The organism is Micromonospora sp. NPDC002389, assembly GCF_040296095.1.
Taxonomy (GTDB): domain Bacteria; phylum Actinomycetota; class Actinomycetes; order Mycobacteriales; family Micromonosporaceae; genus Micromonospora.
The window spans coordinates 587,996-604,754 of record NZ_JBEOWP010000002.1 but is presented as its reverse complement, the minus strand read 5'-3'; the positions used below and the strand labels follow the sequence as shown (position 1 = coordinate 604,754).

17 protein-coding genes are annotated in these 16,759 nt (G+C 72.4%); 10 read left to right on the top strand and 7 right to left on the bottom strand.

Features of this window, described 5'->3' with window-relative positions; all coding sequences use genetic code 11:
- Positions 1–191: 191 nt before the first annotated feature.
- Positions 192–719, top strand: coding sequence for a hypothetical protein (locus tag ABT008_RS05960; protein WP_350693986.1), 528 nt, complete (start codon positions 192–194; stop codon positions 717–719).
- Positions 720–767: 48 nt separating this feature from the next.
- Positions 768–1,220, top strand: coding sequence for a GNAT family N-acetyltransferase (locus tag ABT008_RS05955; RefSeq protein WP_350693985.1), 453 nt, complete (start codon positions 768–770; stop codon positions 1,218–1,220).
- A 574-nt stretch (positions 1,221–1,794) separates the two neighbouring features.
- On the opposite strand, the gene ligD is transcribed toward ABT008_RS05955, so the two are convergent.
- Entirely contained in the window at positions 1,795–2,820 is a 1,026-nt protein-coding gene (ligD, locus tag ABT008_RS05950) for a non-homologous end-joining DNA ligase (RefSeq protein ID WP_350693984.1), read from the bottom strand.
- Positions 2,821–2,867: 47 nt separating this feature from the next.
- Here ligD and msrB point away from each other — a divergent pair, with 47 nt between their 5' ends.
- Positions 2,868–3,278: a peptide-methionine (R)-S-oxide reductase MsrB gene (msrB, locus tag ABT008_RS05945; protein WP_350693982.1), complete on the top strand. Its 411-nt coding sequence runs from the start codon at positions 2,868–2,870 to the stop codon at positions 3,276–3,278.
- 167 nt (positions 3,279–3,445) lie between these two features.
- Here the strand turns inward: msrB and ABT008_RS05940 are convergent, their stop codons facing one another.
- The 3 genes from ABT008_RS05940 to ABT008_RS05930 form a co-directional block, all read right to left on the bottom strand.
- On the bottom strand, positions 3,446–4,054 hold the full coding sequence (locus ABT008_RS05940) for a DUF305 domain-containing protein (protein WP_350693980.1): 609 nt from the start codon (positions 4,052–4,054) through the stop codon (positions 3,446–3,448).
- 104 nt (positions 4,055–4,158) lie between these two features.
- Positions 4,159–4,905 carry a lytic polysaccharide monooxygenase gene (locus tag ABT008_RS05935; RefSeq protein WP_350693978.1) on the bottom strand — a complete coding sequence of 249 codons (747 nt, stop codon included), beginning with the start codon at positions 4,903–4,905 and terminating at the stop codon, positions 4,159–4,161.
- 103 nt (positions 4,906–5,008) lie between these two features.
- Positions 5,009–5,284 carry an isoamylase early set domain-containing protein gene (locus ABT008_RS05930; RefSeq protein WP_350693976.1) on the bottom strand — a complete coding sequence of 92 codons (276 nt, stop codon included), beginning with the start codon at positions 5,282–5,284 and terminating at the stop codon, positions 5,009–5,011.
- A 206-nt stretch (positions 5,285–5,490) separates the two neighbouring features.
- On the opposite strand from ABT008_RS05930, the gene ABT008_RS05925 reads away from it, so the two are divergent.
- The 3 genes from ABT008_RS05925 (at position 5,491) to ABT008_RS05915 (ending at position 7,707) form a co-directional block, all read left to right on the top strand.
- The gene (locus ABT008_RS05925) at positions 5,491–5,751 is read left to right on the top strand and encodes a metallothionein (RefSeq protein ID WP_131057241.1); all 261 of its coding nucleotides are present in this window, start codon (positions 5,491–5,493) and stop codon (positions 5,749–5,751) included.
- 236 nt (positions 5,752–5,987) lie between these two features.
- The gene (locus ABT008_RS05920; RefSeq protein ID WP_350693974.1) at positions 5,988–6,428 is read left to right on the top strand and encodes a GNAT family N-acetyltransferase; all 441 of its coding nucleotides are present in this window, start codon (positions 5,988–5,990) and stop codon (positions 6,426–6,428) included.
- A gap of 175 nt (positions 6,429–6,603) precedes the next feature.
- The gene (locus tag ABT008_RS05915; protein ID WP_502890350.1) at positions 6,604–7,707 is read left to right on the top strand and encodes a lytic polysaccharide monooxygenase auxiliary activity family 9 protein; all 1,104 of its coding nucleotides are present in this window, start codon (positions 6,604–6,606) and stop codon (positions 7,705–7,707) included.
- Between the two features lie 173 nt (positions 7,708–7,880).
- Here the strand turns inward: ABT008_RS05915 and hemQ are convergent, their stop codons facing one another.
- The 3 genes from hemQ to hemE are packed head-to-tail and all read right to left on the bottom strand — an operon-like array spanning position 7,881 to position 11,092.
- A complete protein-coding gene (gene hemQ, locus ABT008_RS05910) occupies positions 7,881–8,582 on the bottom strand; it encodes a hydrogen peroxide-dependent heme synthase (protein WP_176093084.1) in 702 nt (233 codons plus the stop codon).
- Positions 8,579–9,988 carry a protoporphyrinogen oxidase gene (gene hemG / locus ABT008_RS05905; RefSeq protein ID WP_350693973.1) on the bottom strand — a complete coding sequence of 470 codons (1,410 nt, stop codon included), beginning with the start codon at positions 9,986–9,988 and terminating at the stop codon, positions 8,579–8,581. The genes hemQ and hemG overlap by 4 nt, the downstream gene beginning before the upstream one ends.
- A 6-nt stretch (positions 9,989–9,994) precedes the next feature.
- Positions 9,995–11,092 (bottom strand): uroporphyrinogen decarboxylase, encoded by a 1,098-nt coding sequence (hemE, locus tag ABT008_RS05900; RefSeq protein WP_350693971.1) that lies wholly within the window; start codon positions 11,090–11,092, stop codon positions 9,995–9,997.
- Between the two features lie 199 nt (positions 11,093–11,291).
- Here hemE and ABT008_RS05895 point away from each other — a divergent pair, with 199 nt between their 5' ends.
- From ABT008_RS05895 to ABT008_RS05880, 4 genes are all read left to right on the top strand, one after another.
- Positions 11,292–11,864: a DUF3000 domain-containing protein gene (locus ABT008_RS05895; RefSeq protein ID WP_350693969.1), complete on the top strand. Its 573-nt coding sequence runs from the start codon at positions 11,292–11,294 to the stop codon at positions 11,862–11,864.
- Between the two features lie 91 nt (positions 11,865–11,955).
- Positions 11,956–13,290, top strand: coding sequence for a ribonuclease D (locus ABT008_RS05890; RefSeq protein WP_350693968.1), 1,335 nt, complete (start codon positions 11,956–11,958; stop codon positions 13,288–13,290).
- 181 nt (positions 13,291–13,471) lie between these two features.
- On the top strand, positions 13,472–14,668 hold the full coding sequence (locus tag ABT008_RS05885) for a thiolase family protein (RefSeq protein WP_350693966.1): 1,197 nt from the start codon (positions 13,472–13,474) through the stop codon (positions 14,666–14,668).
- The gene (locus tag ABT008_RS05880; RefSeq protein WP_350693964.1) at positions 14,665–16,731 is read left to right on the top strand and encodes a 3-hydroxyacyl-CoA dehydrogenase NAD-binding domain-containing protein; all 2,067 of its coding nucleotides are present in this window, start codon (positions 14,665–14,667) and stop codon (positions 16,729–16,731) included. The genes ABT008_RS05885 and ABT008_RS05880 overlap by 4 nt, the downstream gene beginning before the upstream one ends.
- Positions 16,732–16,759: the final 28 nt, after the last annotated feature.

Below are 16,759 nucleotides of genomic sequence, written 5' to 3'. Positions count from 1 at the left end.
CCGATCTTGGTGCGACGCCCTTCGGGGGCACTTTCGCACCAAGGTCCGGATAAGGCCCATCAGCTCCGGTACGCACTCACGCCATACGGCGTGATCAAACTCCGACGCGGCGCACCTCGCGATCGACCACCTTGGCAGGTCGACCGGCATGTCACCAGGCACCAAGAGGGCATAACGGATCTAATGGGCGGGTGCTACGGATCGATGTCCTCGCTGCGGGAGCGCTGTTGGCGCTGGCCGGCTGCTCGGCCACCCCTCAGACACCCACCGGCGCCGGACAAGCCCCCCGTACCTCGTCAGCCCAGTCCCCGACGACACCAGCACCTTCCCCGACGGTCGCCAGGGGCCGGGTTCTGGACGGTGACGGTTACCGGACCCTGGTCGCCGGTGCCACGTACGACTTCCTCGCGGCGATGCACGGTCGGGTGGCGGTGGGCGACGGCGGTTGTCTGATCCTGCGGGACGAAACAGATCCCGGAGCGGTCGTGGTCTGGCCACCGGGAACATCGACCCTCGATGACGGCCGGGTCGGCGTGCACGTGCCTGATGTCGGGGCGATCGTCGTGGGCGATCGGGTCGAGGGCAGCGGCGGACACTTCGAGGCACCGCGTACCGAAAACGAGCCGCCGGGCCACCTGCCACCCATGCCGGCCGAGTGCGGACCCGCTGGCGCCCCGATCTCGGTGTTGCAGGACGTCACCCGTCACAACGACGGCTGACACCGCTCCGCCGCGCATCGGTTCGCGCCGCTGTGGGACGCTCGCGGGATGAGCGACGTGTTCTTCCGGGAGGCGGTCCGGGCCGACCTGCCCGCCGTCCTCGATCTGCTCGCCGACGACGTGTTGGGGCGTACCCGGGACGTCGGGGAGGTCGACGCCACGTACGAGAAGGCGTTCGCCGACATCAACGCCGACCCGCGTAACCACCTCGTCGTCGCCGAGGGTGAGGGTGAGGTGCTGGGATGCATGCAGCTCACCTTCATCCCGGGGCTCGGCCGCCACGGCACGGAGCGACTGTTGATCGAGGCGGTGCGGATCCGCTCGGACCAGCGCGGGCGGGGCGTGGGACGCCTGATGATGACCTGGGCGATCGACCGGGCTCGGCAGCGCGGCTGCGGGCTGGTGCAGCTCACCAGCGACAAGAGCCGCCACGACGCGCACCGGTTCTATCTCAGCCTCGGCTTCGTCCCGAGCCACGAGGGCATGAAGCTCAGTCTCTGACCCTCGCCTCGACCGAGAATCCCGCCAGCCTGAACCGTCCACGTCACGGCGCCCAGAAACCCGTGAGCGTCGACGACACCCCGATCGACTGGCCCGCCGTGCACGGCAGCAGATACTGCGACGCCCAGACCCGATCGTTGGATCAGGCCCGGGCGTTCTCGGACACCCCTGGCGCAGGCCGTTCACCTGCACGCGACCTCCAACCTGAGGTAGCCCCGCATGTCCCGGCCTGCCGAGTATCGGGCTGCCACCCAACGAAGATCACGCTCGATCCAGGATCGAGTGGCTGTTCTCGCGCTGTGAGGCCACTCGATCCCGGATCGAGCATGATCTTGCCGAACGCGCCGCATCCGGCGTCCGGCACGGCCTCGCGAACGCGCCGCGTCCGGCGTCCGGCGTCCGGCGTCCGGCGTCCGGCGTCCGGCGTCCGGCGTCCGGCGTCCGGCGTCCGGCGTCCGGCGTCCGGCGTCCGAGCATGGTCACGCGGATCGCGCCGCAACCGACGACGCAGAGCCCGGCGACGCGATGGGCCGCCGTCAGCGGGGGCGGTCGCCGTCAGCAGGGACGGTCGCGGTCAGCGGGGGCGGTCGCGGTCCTTGGAGGGTTGGACCCGCTTGGGTTCGCCGGGCATCTTCGGGTGGTCCGGCGGGTACGGCAGGTCGCCCTCGCCGGCTGCGGCGTCCCGCTCGGCCCACTCCAGCAGCGGGGTGATGTCCCACCCGCCGTCGTCGATGCCGGCATGCGGGTCGCCGCGCTCGGCCAGCCGCTTCGGCACGGTACGCAGGTCGAAGTCGTCGGGGTCGACGTCGGGCAGCTCGTCCCAGGAGACGGGGGTGGAGACGGTGGCCCGGGCGTTGGCCCGCAACGAGTACGCGCACGCGATGGTGCGATCCCGGGCCATCTGGTTGTAGTCGACGAAGACACGCTCGCCGCGTTCCTCCTTCCACCAGGCGGTGGTGACCAGCTCGGGGCGGCGGCGAGCGAGTTCCCGGGCCAGGGCGATGGTGGCCCGGCGTACCTCGACGAAGCTCCAGCGCGGCTGGATGCGCAGGTAGACGTGCACGCCCCGGCCGCCGGACGTCTTCGGCCAGCCGGGCACCCCCAGCTCGTCGAGGATCGCGCGCAGCTCGGCGGCGGCGGTGGCCGCGTGGGCGAAGTCGGTGCCGGGCTGCGGGTCGAGGTCGACGCGCAGCTCGTCGGGACGGTCCACGTCGGCGGCGCGTACCGGCCAGGGGTGGAACACCACGGTGCCCATCTGCGCGGCCCAGGCCACGTGGGCGAGGTCCGCCGGGCACAGCTCCGCGGCCTTGCGTCCGCTGGGGAAGCTGATCTCGGCGGTACGCACCCAGGGCGGCACGCCTCGCGTCGGCACCCGCTTCTGGAAGAACATCTCGCCCTCGATGCCGTCCGGGAAGCGTTGCAGGGTCGTCGGGCGGTCGCCCAGCGCCCGCATGATGCCGTCGCCGACGCTGCGGTAGTAGTGGAAGACGTCGGCCTTCGTGAAGCCGCGCTCGGGGAAGATCACCCGATCCGGGCTGGACAGCCGCACCGTGTGCCCGGCGACCTCGATCTCCTCGGCCGCAGCCTTCGCACCTGCCATGGCGCGACCATATGCGATGGGTCCGACCTTCGACGTACGGTTGTCCGGTGAGTCTTCCCGACAGCGAACTGCCCCGCACCGAGGACGAGTGGCGGGTCCGGCTCAGCCCCGAGGAGTTCCGGGTGCTGCGCGAGGCCGGCACCGAACGGGCGTGGACCGGAGAGTACGTCGACACCAAGACGGCGGGGATGTACCGCTGCCGTGCCTGCGGCGCGGAGCTGTACCCGAGCGACACCAAGTTCGACTCGCACTGCGGGTGGCCGAGTTTCGACGACGCCATCCCGGGCGCTATCACCGAGATCGAGGACGACAGCCACGGCATGCGGCGGACCGAGATCCGCTGCGCCCGCTGCGACAGTCACCTGGGGCACGTCTTCCGGGGCGAGGGCTTCACCCCGAAGAACACCCGGCACTGCGTCAACTCGCTCTCCATCCGCCTGGACCCCAGCACCGCCTGACCACCGAGCGCTCCCCGGCCCGGCGGCGCCACCGCCGGGCCACGCCGCGTGGCGGCCCCCGTCGAGCCATGCCGCATGACGGGTCAGACGTCGGTCAGCCCGGGGTCCCGACCAGCCGCCGACCCAAGCCCGGTCCCGGTCAGGCGCCGGGCCGCGCCGGGTCCGGGTCAGCCGTCGGCTGCCGGGCGCGCCGTCAGCATCGCCACCTGGGCGGTACGCGACTGGGCGACGCGCCGGGCGAGGTCGCGTACCCGCTCGTCGGTGCCGGCGGCGAGATGTGCCCGGGCCAGGTCGGCGGCGGCCTGCTGGTGCGCGCCGAGCACCTCGACCAGGACCACGTCGACCTGGCCGGGCGCGGCGTCGCGCAGCCGGGCCAACTGGTCGGGGCCGGTGCCGTGCCCGGCGTGGTCGTCGGCCCGCGCGGTACGTCCGGCCTGCGCCAACCAGGCACGGGTGTCGGCCAGCTCGTCGGTCTCGGTCACCTCGACGGCGGCCACCAGGGTCCGTAGCTCACCGTCGACCAGCCGGTCCCGGACCAGCCGGACGATCTCCAGGGTCTGCTCGGTGTGCCCGGCCATCATCGACAGGAACAGCAGGTCGATGCCGGTCATCTCGGTGGCGGCGGACGGCGTTTTCGAGGCGGCGACCGCTGACGGCGTACCGCTCGGCGCGTGGTCCGCAGCCGGCACGGACGCGCCGCCGCATCCGGCGGCGAGCAGCACGACGAGCAGCGCGGGCAGTGCAGTAGGCCAGCGACGCGCCGCGACGGACCGCACGGCGGGCCGGTGGTGTCGCAGGCGGGACGCGGCGGCGCGTACCGCCGGGTGGGGAGCCGGCGCGAGGTGCGGTGCGGGCCGGGCCCGACCGCACCTCACGCTGGTCAGACCTGGGTCCACAGCGCCGGTACGTTCGGCGGCTCCCATCCGGCGATGGCGGTGTGCGCCTGCCGGCAGCGGTACGTGCGCCCGCCGTAGGTGACCTGGTCGCCGACGGCGTACGCGCGGCCGGCGGTCCAGGTGCCCCCAGCCGGCGGATTGGTGGTCGGGCCGGTCGTCGGGGTCGGCGACGGTGCCGGCGGGGTGGTCGGGCTCGGGCTCGGCGTGGGGTTGCCGCTGCCGCCGCCGACCTGCAGGTCGACGCAGGAGTAGAAGGCGTTGGCGGTGTCCGAGATGTTCCACACGGCCAGGAGCTTCTGGCGGCCCGAGTAGCCGGACAGGTTGACCGTGTGCGAGACGGTGGCGCCCGGCTGGCGACCGCCGCCGCTGAACACCGCGACCCGGTTGTTGCCGATGAAGTACTCCCAGTCGCGGGTGGCGTGCTGCGCGGTGTTGACCCAGGTGAAGGTCACCGTGGTGCCGACCGAGGTGGCGGGCCAGCCCCGGTTGTCGTCGTTGAGGACGGCGAAGTGGGAGATGTTGGCGTGGCAGTTCCGCAGCCCCTTGGGGCCTTCCACGCTCTGCGGCTCCCAGCGGATCTGGCCGCAGTCCGGGACGCGGTTCTGGGCGCAGAGCGCCTGGCGGCTCGGCGGCGACGAGACGTAGCCGTGGGCCTGGGCCGGGGTGGCGACGGCCAGGGTGGAGACCATGGCCCCGGCGGCGACGAGCGGGAGGGTGATTCTTCGACGCATGGCGGCACTCCCTTTCGGCATGTTGCCTGGTGAGGTGCCACCAACATAATTTAAACCTTGTTAACAGTAAAGACCACTATCGATAAAACGCACGGTCTGAACGTCAGAGGACCAGCAGGCCCCCTCGCTCGTCGATCCGGTCGGCTGACTCGTCGTCGAACCACAGCCCACCCGTGGCGAGATAGCGGAAGCGGTATCGACCCGGACCGAGGCGGACGGTCACCGTCCGGGTGCCGTCGCGTCGCGTGACCAACTCGTGCCGGCCGGGCTGCCACTCGTTGAAGCAGCCGACCACGCTCACCACGCCCGGCGGAGAGTCCCGGGGCAGGCAGAAGGTGACACGGGTCTGACTGCCGAAGAGTCGACTGCGCTTGATCATGTTTCCTCCGGTCCACGATCACCGGGACGCCAGCGCCACCCGCCGGCTCCACCGGATCGCCCACGCTCGGCCAGGTCACCTCGTACAACGGGCGACGCGCGCAGCCGACACGCCGAACCGACCGGACGAGTCGCCGCGATTTCTCGTCGAGCCAGCGCGATATGAGGTCAAATTGCACAAAAGGTTTCTAACTGGAGGGATCCGTCGTGGCCACCTGTGAGGTCTGCGGTAACGACTACTGGCTGGCGTTCGAGGTGCGTACGGTCAGCGGCGACGTGCACACGTTCGACAGCTTCGAGTGCGCCAGCCACAAGCTGGCCCCGATCTGCGAGCACTGCGGCGTCAAGATCCTCGGGCACGGCGTGGAGGTCTCCGGCCGCTTCTTCTGCTGCGGGCACTGCGCGCGTGCCGTGGAGACCGAGCAGGGCGCCGAGATCCGCGACGCCGTCGGCGCCCGCCCCGCCTGATCGCTCCCCCGCCTGGCCGTGCGCCCGCGCGTCGGCAGGGTCCCCGAACCGCCTCGCGCACCCGGCCGCGCGCCCCGCGAGCTGCGCGCGCCCCGCGGGGTGCCCGCGCGCCGCGAGCTGCGCGCGCCCCCCGAGCTGCGCGCGCCCCGCGTGTTAGCAAGGGACCCCTGCTATGCACGAGGCGTTAGCAGGGGACCCCTCCTTACACGCGCCCGGGCACGGCCTAACCTGGCCGGGTGTCGAGCACCGAACTACGGGTCGCGCGCTTCGCCGACCTGGACGCCCGGACCTTTCACGACCTGGTACGCCTGCGCGCCGACGTGTTCGTGGTCGAGCAGCAGTGCCCGTACCCGGAACTCGACGGGCGGGACGTCGAACCGGGCACCTGGCACCTCTGGCTGGCCCACGACGGCGCCCCCGTCGCGTACCTGCGGATTCTGGCCGACCCGGACGGCGCCGCCAGGATCGGACGGGTGGTGGTGGCCCCGGCGGCGCGCGGCGGCGGGCACGCCGGGCGGCTGATGACGGAGGCGCTGGCCCGGATCGGTGACCGGCCCTGCGTGCTGGACGCCCAGTCGCACCTGGTGACGCTCTACGCCCGGTACGGCTTCACGGTCAGCGGGCCGGAGTACGTCGAGGACGGTATCTCGCACACCCCGATGCGCCGCACGAGCTGAACCGCTTCACTTCGACTTCACCCACGATCCCCACCGACACCACTTCCACATTGACCAGTGGCGATGGTGTGTGCCATTCTTCGGGCGAAGCCAGGGCAACGTGATCAGGCCGGGAGAGGCAACTCCCGAGCAATCCGGGCGATGTCGCGATCCGACGACTCCCCCTGGGGGCTCCATGTCCAAGCTAATCCGAAAATCACGGGCACTGTCGCTGTTGGGTGTGGCGGCCGGTGCCATGCTGCTGCTCTCCACGGCGCTGGTCGCTCCGGTGTCCGCACACGGTTCCGTGGCCAACCCGGTCTCCCGCAACTACGGCTGCTGGCAGCGCTGGGGCGGTGACTTCCAGAACCCGCGGATGGCCACCGAGGACCCGATGTGCTGGCAGGCCTGGCAGGCCAACCCGAACGCCATGTGGAACTGGAACGGCCTGTTCCGCGAGGGGGTGGCCGGCAACCACCAGGGCGCCATCCCGAACGGCCAGCTCTGCTCCGGTGGCCGTACCGAGAGCGGGCGCTACAACGCGTTGGACGCGGTCGGCGCCTGGCGGACCACCGCCGTGGCCAACAGCTTCCGGCTCAAGTTCTTCGACCAGGCCAGCCACGGTGCCGACTACATCCGGGTGTACGCGACCCGGCAGGGCTACGACGCGCTGACCAAGCCCCTGGCCTGGTCGGACCTGGAACTGGTCGGCCAGATCGGCAACACCCCGGCCTCGCGGTGGCAGCCGGAGACCGGCGGGGTGTCCACCGAGATCCCGGTGAACGCGCCGGGACGCAGCGGACGGCACGTGCTGTTCACCGTCTGGCAGGCCAGCCACACGGACCAGTCGTACTACATCTGCAGCGACGTGCAGTTCGGTGGCGGTACCACGCCGCCGCCCACCACGCCGCCCCCGACCACGCCGCCGGCCTCGCCGACGCCGACGCCGACCTTCGACCCGCCCACCACGCCCCCGCCGACCACCGCACCGCCCGCGACGGGCGCCTGCTCGGCGACGTACCGGGTCACCTCGACCTGGTCCGGTGGATTCCAGGGTGAGGTGCAGGTGACCGCGGGCAGCGCGGCCATCCGGAGCTGGCGGGTGACCTGGACGTACGCCAGCGGCCAGCAGGTCAGCCAGGCGTGGAACGCCACCCTCAGTTCCAGCGGTTCGACGGTGACCGCCCAGAACGTCAGCTACAACGGCGGTCTCGGAGCCGGGGCCAGCACCACCTTCGGCTTCCTGGCCTCCGGAAGCGGGTCGAGCGCGCCGACGCTGACCTGCACGGCGACCACCTGACCCCGAGCGGGGCCGCGCCTACCTCCCTCGGGCGCGGCCCCGCCCGGCTCGTCGCGTCGAGCGGTGCCGCCGCGCGCCGGCGCGGGGTGTTAGCAGGGGACCCCTGCTATGCACGAGGCGTTAGCAGGGGACCCTTCCTTACACCTCAAGCCGAGCACCTCAAGCTGAGCGTCTCAGGCGAGTGCGGAGACGATGTCGGCGATCGGGCGACGGCGGCCGGTGTAGAACGGCACCTCCTCGCGGACGTGCAGGCGCGCCCGCGAGCCGCGCAGGTCACGCATCAGGTCGACGATCCGGTGCAGTTCGTCGGCCTCGAAGGCCAGCATCCACTCGTAGTCGCCGAGCGCGAACGAGGCGACCGTGTTGGCGCGTACGTCCGGGTAGCCCCGGGCCATCTTGCCGTGCTCGGCGAGCAGTTCGCGCCGCTCGGCGTCGGGCAGCAGGTACCAGTCGTACGAGCGCACAAACGGGTAGACGCAGAGGTAGGCGCGGGCCTCCTCGCCGGCCAGGAACGCCGGGATGTGGCTCTTGTTGAACTCGGCCGGCCGGTGCAGCGCCATCTGTGACCAGACCGGGGTCAGCGCCCGCCCCAGGGTGGTCCGCCGCAACCGCAGGTAGGCGTCCTGGAGGTCGTCGCTGGACGAGGAGTGCCACCAGATCATCAGGTCCGCGTCCGCGCGCAGGCCGGACACGTCGTACGTGCCGCGCACCACGACGTCCTTGCCGGCCAACTCCTCGATCAGCGACTCGACCTCGCCGGTCACGTTGTCGCGCAGCGACGGCAGCGGCGCGCTGGCCCGGAACACCGACCACATCGTGTAGCGGATGGTGTCGTTGAGTTCCCGCAGCCGGGCCGCGTTGCTCTGCTCGGTCATCTGCCCGATCCCTCCAGTGCTGTGATGATCTCTTCGGCCGCCGTCTCGCCGGAGCGGACGCAGACCGGGATGCCGACCCCGTCGTAGCCCGCGCCGGCCAGCGCCAGCGTCGGATGTGTCGCCCGCAGCACGGCCCGCGCGGCGGCCACCCGGTCGAGATGACCGGGGGTGTACTGCGGCAACGCGCCGCCCCAGCGCTGCACGTGCCCGTCGACCGGGGCGGGCAGCGGGGTGTCGAGCACTCCCGACAGCTCCCGGTGCACGGTGGCGGCGAGGTCCTGGTCGGGGCGCTGGAGCTGGGCCTCGTCGCGGTAGCGGCCCACCGAGGCGCGGACCAGGGCCAGCCCGTCGGACCGGCGCAGGTGCCCCCACTTGGTGGTGAAGAAGGTGGACGCCTTGATCAGCAGGCCCTCGGTGCTCGGCACCAGGAAACCCGAGAGCGCCGGCAGCGCCGGCTCCGGCAGGGCCAGGGTGACCAGGGCGACGCTGGCGTAGTCCAACTCGCCGATGCGCGGCGCCACCTCGGCGACCGGCTCGGCGAGCAGCCGGGCCGCCGGGCGGGCCGGCACGGCCAGCACCACCGCGTCGACGTCGACGTGCTCCGGGTCGCGGGTGGGTCCGACGGTGAGCCGCCAGCCGGGGCCGACCGGGGTCAGTTCGCGGACCGCCGCGTTGCGCCGGACGGTCGCCCCGGCGGCCGTCGCGGCGGCGTCGACCAGGGTGCTCAGTCCACCGGCGAGGGTGCCGAAGACCGGCTCGCCGGGGGCGCGCGGGGTGGCGGCCTGCGCCGCGCGTACCGCGCCGAGCAGCGTGTGTTCCACCCGGGCGGCCCGGGCCAGCGCCGGCATGGTGGTGGCCAGCGACAGGTCGTCGGCGCGTCCGGCGTACACGCCGCCGAGCATCGGGTCGACCAGCCGGTCCACCACGTCGTCGCCGAAGCGGGTCCGGACCAGCGCGCCGACGGCGACGTCCTCGTCCGGGCCGATCAGCGGTCGACCGCCGTCCCGGTCGGCCTCCGGCGTCGGCCGGGCCACCGCCGTCACCTTCGCCAGATCACCGGGTACGCCCACCAGCGTCCCGCCCGGGATCGGGCGCAGCCCGCCGTCGACGGCGAGGGCGGCCTGCCCGACGGTCGGGTGCACGATCCGTTCGGCCAGCCCGAGCCGGCGGACCAGGGTCACCGCGGCCGACTCGCCACCGGCCGGGTCACGCATCAGGAACGACTCGGCGCCGAACTCCACCGGCCCACCGGCCAGCTCGCCGGTGCGCAGCTTGCCACCGAGCGCGCCGGACTGCTCGTACACGGTGATCTCGGTGCCCTCGGGGGCGCGGTCGCGCAACCGCAGCGCGGCGGCCAGCCCGGTGATGCCGCCGCCGACCACCGCCACCCGCCACCGCGTCGCCATGGCTCGTCAGTCCCGGTCGGCGGACCGGGCAGAGAGTTCGTGGACCAGCGCGACCACCCGGGTCAGCACCTCCGGGTCGGTCTCCGGCAGGACGCCGTGGCCGAGGTTGAACACGTGCCCGGGGGTGGCCCGGCCCTCGTCGAGGATCCGGCGCACCTCGGCCTCGATCACCGGCCACGGGGCGAACAGCAGGCACGGGTCGAGGTTGCCCTGCACGGCCTTGTCCGGCCCGATCCGGCCGGTCGCGACGTCCAGCGGCGTACGCCAGTCCACGCCGACGACGTCGGCCCCGGCCTCGCCCATCGCGCCGAGCAGCTCGGCGGTGCCCACCCCGAAGTGGATGCGCGGCACACCGGCGTCGGCCAGCCCGCTGAGCACGGCCGTCGAGTGGGGCAGCACGAAGCGGCGGTAGTCGGCCTCGGAGAGCGCACCGGCCCAGGAGTCGAAGAGCTGCACGGCGGAGACGCCGGCCTCGATCTGCACGCGCAGGAACGCCGACGTCACCTCGGCCAGCCGGCCGGCCAGCGCGTGCCACAGGTCGGGCTCGCCGTACATCAGTGCCTTGGTCTTGGCGTGGGTCCGCGACGGTCCGCCCTCGACCAGATAGCTGGCGAGCGTGAACGGGGCGCCGGCGAAGCCGATCAGCGGCGTGTCGCCCAGCTCCTTGACCAGCATCCGGACCGCCTCGTCGACGTACCCGACGTCGCTGCGGTCGATCAGGCGGATCCGCTCGACGTCGGCGGCGGTGCGTACCGGTTCGGCCACCACCGGGCCGGTCCCGGGCACGATGTCCAGGTCGACCCCGGCGGCGGCGACCGGCACCACGATGTCGCTGAACAGGATCGCCGCGTCCACGTTGTGCCGGCGTACCGGCTGGAGGGTGATCTCGGTGACCAGCTCGGGGCGGCGGCAGGACTCCAGCATCGCCACGTTGGCCCGGATCTCCCGATACTCGGGCAGCGAGCGGCCGGCCTGGCGCATGAACCAGACCGGAGTGTGCGGGACGGACTGGCGGCGGCACGCCCGCACGAAGGGCGAGTCGGCCGGCCCGTCGGGGCGGGTTACGTCGTCTCGGGCAGCGTCGCCCGTGGTGTCGGTGGCCATCGCGGCAATCGTGCCACGCGCCCGATCCCCACTCCGCGCCCACCGCCGGCATTGTGACGTGAAAGGAAGGGCCCCCTACTAACGCCTGCGGTAGAGCAGGGGACCCCTGCTAACACAAAGGCGAGCGGAGCACGGCGTGTGGGGAGATCGTCGGCGCGCCATCCGAGCCGGGAACCGGGCGGCGGCTTAGGCTGCGAACATGGCCGCCCCGATCGCGCTTCCGGACACCTTCGCCCGCGCGGTCACCGGGCTCCGGGTGGCGGCGCCTCGACCGGAGATCGTGCTGGAGGAGGTCGGCGCGCCGCAGCGGCTGGCACCGTACTCGTTCGCACTCTCCGCGGCGGTGCTGCGCGACGGTGACGAGGTGGCCACCGCCCGGTTGATCCTGCTGCACGACCCGGCGGGGCACGAGGGGTGGCAGGGCACCCTGCGGCTGGTCACCTACGTGACCGCCGAGCTGGAGGTCGACCTGGCCACCGACCCGCTGCTGCCCGGGGTGGCCTGGACCTGGCTCACCGACGCGCTGGAGACGCACGACGCCGGGCACCGCGCGATCGGCGGCACGATCACCCAGACGGCGTCGACCCGGTTCGGCGACCTGGCGGGTCCGCCAGCCGCCTGCGACATCGAGATCCGCGCGTCGTGGACCCCGACCGACATCGAGCTCACCCCGCACCTGTACGCCTGGTGCACGTTGCTCGCCTCCACGGCGGGTCTGCCGCCGCCCGGCGTCACCGCGTTGCCCGAGCGTCGCGCCGCGGCCGCCGGTTGACGGGGCCGGTTCGGCCCCCAGGCGACGAACCGCCGACACGCGGCGGGGCGGGTGCGCGCCGCACGATCCGTTGGCGCACTAGGGTTGCCAGGTGACCGACGAACCACCCCTGCGCCGTCGGACCGCCGCAAGCCGTTCGGGAAACGACACGCACCACGAGCCGTCGGCGCGGCCGGAGCCGTCGGACGCGGGGACCGAACCCACCGGCGGCGAGTCCGTGCCGTTGACCGCCCCTCGTGAGGGCACCCCCGAACCGGTGGCGACACCGGACCAGCTCGCCGAGGTGGTGGCCAGTTTCGCGGCCGGCACCGGCCCGGTGGCGCTGGACGCTGAGCGCGCCTCCGGCTACCGCTACAGCCAGCGGGCGTACCTGGTGCAGTTACGCCGCCAGGGTGCCGGCACCGTGCTGATCGACCCGTTGCCGCTGCCCGACCTGAGCACCCTGGACGCGGCGATCGCGGACACCGAGTGGGTGCTGCACGCGGCCAACCAGGATCTGCCCTGCCTCGCCGAGCTGGGGTTGCGACCACGCCGACTGTTCGACACCGAGCTGGCCGCCCGGCTGGCCGGGTTCGAGCGGGTCGGCCTGGCCGCGCTCACCGAGCAGTTGCTCGGGTTCAGCCTGGAGAAGCACCACTCGGCGGCGGACTGGTCCAGCCGGCCGTTGCCAGAGTCCTGGCTCACCTACGCCGCGTTGGACGTCGAGCTGCTGACCGACCTGCGGGACGCGCTCGACGCGGAACTGTCCCGGCAGGGCAAGTCCGCGTGGGCGGCCGAGGAGTTCGCCGCGCTGGTGAACAGCGGCGACCGTCCACCGCGCGTCCGGGCCGACCCGTGGCGACGCACCTCCGGCATCCACCGGGTACGCGGGGCGCGGGCGCAGGCCCGGGTGCGCTCCCTCTGGTACGCGCGTGACCAGATCGCCGCCCGCCGGGACGCCGCACCGGGGCGGGTGCTGCCCGACTCGGCCATCGTGGCCGCCGCCGAGCTGGACCCGAAGGACGAGAAGACGCTGCTCACCCTGCCCGGCTTCGGCGGTCGGTCGGTACGTCGGCTGGCCCGGACCTGGCTGACGGCGCTGGACGACGCCCGGCAGTTGCCGGACGACGAGTTGCCGGTGACGCCGACGGTGGAGGGTCCGCCCCCGCCGCACCGGTGGGCGGAACGGGACCCGGCCGCCGCCGCCCGGCTGGCCCGCTCCCGCGAGGTGGTGCTGCGGGTGGCCGGCGGGCACCATCTGCCGCCGGAGAACCTGATCTCCCCCGACACCATCCGCCGCGTCGCCTGGCAGCCCCCCGAGGAGATCACCGAACACACCGTCGCCGAGGCGCTCCGGGGTTACCACGCCCGCGACTGGCAGATCACCCTCCTCCTCCCCGACCTGGCCGAAGCCCTAACCCCCCCACCCCCACCCCCACCCACCTGATCCGGCGTTGATCAAGAGGTTTGCGTCCGATGGGCGGCCGGTAGCCGACGCAAACCTCTTGATCAACGCGAGCCGTCGACACGAGCGTGGGTGTGGGATGGGCCACAGCGGGGGCGCGGGCAACGGTTATTACTGGCGAGTAGCATTCGAGGGAAACGCCAGTGCTGGCTAGGAGGCTCAAGTGCCCCGTGAAGTTCGGGATGTCGTCTTCGTGGACGGCGTCCGCACCCCGTTCGGCAAGGCGGGTGGGATGTACGCCGACACCCGCGCCGACGACCTGGTGATCCGATGCATCCGCGAACTGCTGCGCCGCAACCCGCAGCTCCCCCCGGAACGGGTCGAGGAGGTGGCCATCGCCGCCACCACCCAGATCGGTGACCAGGGCCTGACCATCGGCCGTACCGCCGCGCTGCTGGCCGGCCTGCCCAAGACGGTGCCCGGCTTCGCGATCGACCGGATGTGCGCCGGAGCGATGACCGCGGTGACCACCGTCGCCAGCGGCATCGCCGTGGGCGCGTACGACGTCGCGATCGCCGGTGGAGTCGAGCACATGGGCCGCCACCCGATGGGCGAGGGCGTCGACCCGAACCCGCGCATCGTCGCGGAGAAGCTGGTCGACCCGTCCGCGCTGGTGATGGGCTCCACGGCGGAGAACCTGCACGACCGGGTCCCGCACATCACCAAGGAGCGCACCGACGCGTTCGCCCTCGCCTCGCAGCAGAAGACCGCGAAGGCGTACGCCAACGGCAAGTTCCAGGACGACCTGGTGTCGGTGGCGGTCCGCGACCCGGAGACCGGCTGGGGCCTGGCAACCGTGGACGAGGCGCCCCGGGACACCTCGCTGGAGAAGCTGGCCACGCTGAAGACGCCGTTCCGCCCGCACGGCAAGGTGACCGCCGGCAACGCGGCCGGGCTGAACGACGGCGCGACCGCCAGCCTGCTGGTCGCCGAGGACGTCGCCCGTGAGCTGGGCCTGCCGATCGCCATGCGGCTGGTGTCGTACGGCTTCGTCGGCGTCGAGCCCGAGGTGATGGGCGTGGGCCCGATCCCGTCGACCGAGAAGGCGCTGCGCATCGCCGGCCTGAGCATCGACGACATCGGCCTGTTCGAGCTGAACGAGGCGTTCGCCGTGCAGGTGCTCGCCTTCCTCGACCACTTCGGCATCGCCGACGACGACCCCCGGGTCAACCAGTGGGGCGGCGCGATCGCCATCGGGCACCCGCTCGCCTCCTCCGGCGTACGGCTGATGACCCAGCTCGCCCGGCAGTTCGCCGAGCACCCGGAGGTCCGCTACGGCCTCACCGCGATGTGTATCGGCATCGGCATGGGCGGCACCGTGATCTGGGAGAACCCACACTGGGAGGGTGGCGACAAATGAGCCTCGCGGCACCGAACGAGGTGGTCACCAGGGCGCTGCTGCGTCAGGTGAACGTGCCGGGGCTGGACCGCCCGGCCGCCCTGATCACCCTCGACAACGGATTCGACCACACCAAGCCGAACACCTTCGGCCCGGGCGGCCTGACCAGCCTGGACGAGGCGATCAGCGCCGCGCTGGCGGCCGACCCGGCGTTCATCGCGGTGACCGGCAAGCCGTACATCTTCTGTGTCGGCGCGGACATCACCAGCCTGCCGCTGCTGGCGGACCGGGCGCAGGCGCTGGAGATCGGCCGGCTGGGGCACCGGGTCTTCGCCCGGCTCAAGGACAGCCCGGTCCCGACCTTCGCCTTCGTCAACGGGGCGGCGATGGGCGGTGGCCTGGAGCTGGCGCTGCACTGCCACTACCGGACGCTCTCCGGCGGCGCGGCGGCGCTGGCGCTGCCCGAGGTGTCGCTCGGGCTGATCCCGGGTTGGGGCGGCACCCAGCTCCTGCCGAACCTGATCGGCATACCGGCGGCCACCCAGGTGATCATCCAGAACCCGCTGATGCAGAACAAGATGCTCAAGCCGAAGCAGGCCGCCGAGCTGGGCATCGCGGACGTGCTACTGGAGCCGGCCGATTTCCTGGAGCGGTCGCTGGAGTGGGCTGCCGGGGTGGTACGCGGCGAGGTGACCGTCACCCGGCCCGAGGTCGACAAGGACATGTGGGCGGGCGTGCTCTACTTCGCCCGGCAGACGCTGGACCAGCGGCTGCACGGCGCGGTCCCGTCCGCGTACCGGGCGCTGGACCTGCTGGAGACGGCGAAGGACGCCGACTTCGCCACCGGCACCGCCGCCGAGGACGAGGCCCTGGCCGACCTGGTCTTCTCCGAGGAGCTGCGCAGCGGCCTGTACGCCTTCGACCTGGTGCAACGGCGGGCCAAGCGGCCGGCCGGCGCGCCGGACAAGGGGCTGGCCCGCCCGGTGACCAAGGTCGGCATCGTCGGCGCGGGCCTGATGGCCGGCCAGTTGGCACTGCTGTTCGCCCGCCGTCTCCAGGTGCCGGTGGTGCTCACCGACCTGGACCAGGCCCGGGTCGACAAGGGCGTCGGGTACGTGCACACCCAGATCGAGAAGGCCGTCAGCAAGGGCCGGATGGACAAGGGCACCGCCGCCAAGCTGTACGGCCTGGTCAGCGGCACGGTCGACAAGAGCACATTCGCGAACGCCGACTTCGTCATCGAGGCCGTCTTCGAGGACCTGTCCGTCAAGAAGCAGGTCTGGGCCGAGCTGGAGAAGATCGTCCCACCGGAGGCGGTGCTGGCGACGAACACGTCCTCGCTGTCGATCACCGCGATGGCCGAGGACCTGGAGCACCCGGAGCGGGTGGTCGGCTTCCACTTCTTCAACCCGGTCGCGGTGCTGCCGCTGTTGGAGATCGTCCGTGGCGAGCGGACCGACGACGCCACCCTGGCCACCGCCTTCGCGGTCGGCAAGCAGCTCAAGAAGTCGTCGGTGCTGGTGAAGGACGCCCCGGCCTTCGTGGTCAACCGGCTGCTCACCCGCTTCCTCGGCACCGTCTTCGCGGCCGTGGACGCGGGCACCCCACTGGAGGTGGCGAACCGCGCGCTGGACCCGCTGGGCCTGCCGATGCGACCGCTGGCACTGCTCCAGCTCGTCGGCCCGGCCGTCGCCCACCATGTCGGCGGCACCCTGCACGCGGCCTTCCCGGACCGGTTCACGGTCAGCGAGAACCTCAAGCGGATCGCGGACTCCGGCCAGCCGATCGTGGTGGACGACGAGATCAACGCCGAGGTCGCGAAGCTGCTGGTGGTCGGCGACCAGCCGCTCACCGAGGAGCAGGTACGCCAGCAGGCGCTCGACGCGCTGGCCCAGGAGATCCGGCTGATGCTGGACGAGGGGGTCGTCGCCGAGGCGCAGGACATCGACCTGTGCATGATCCTCGGTGCCGGGTGGCCGTTCCACCTGGGCGGCGTCACGCCGTACCTTGACCGGACCGGCACCAGTGAGCAGGTCACCGGTCAACGTTTCCTGCCGCAGGGAGTGGCCAGCCTGACCGGCTGAGCCGACCCAGGTCACGGTGGTCGCCCCG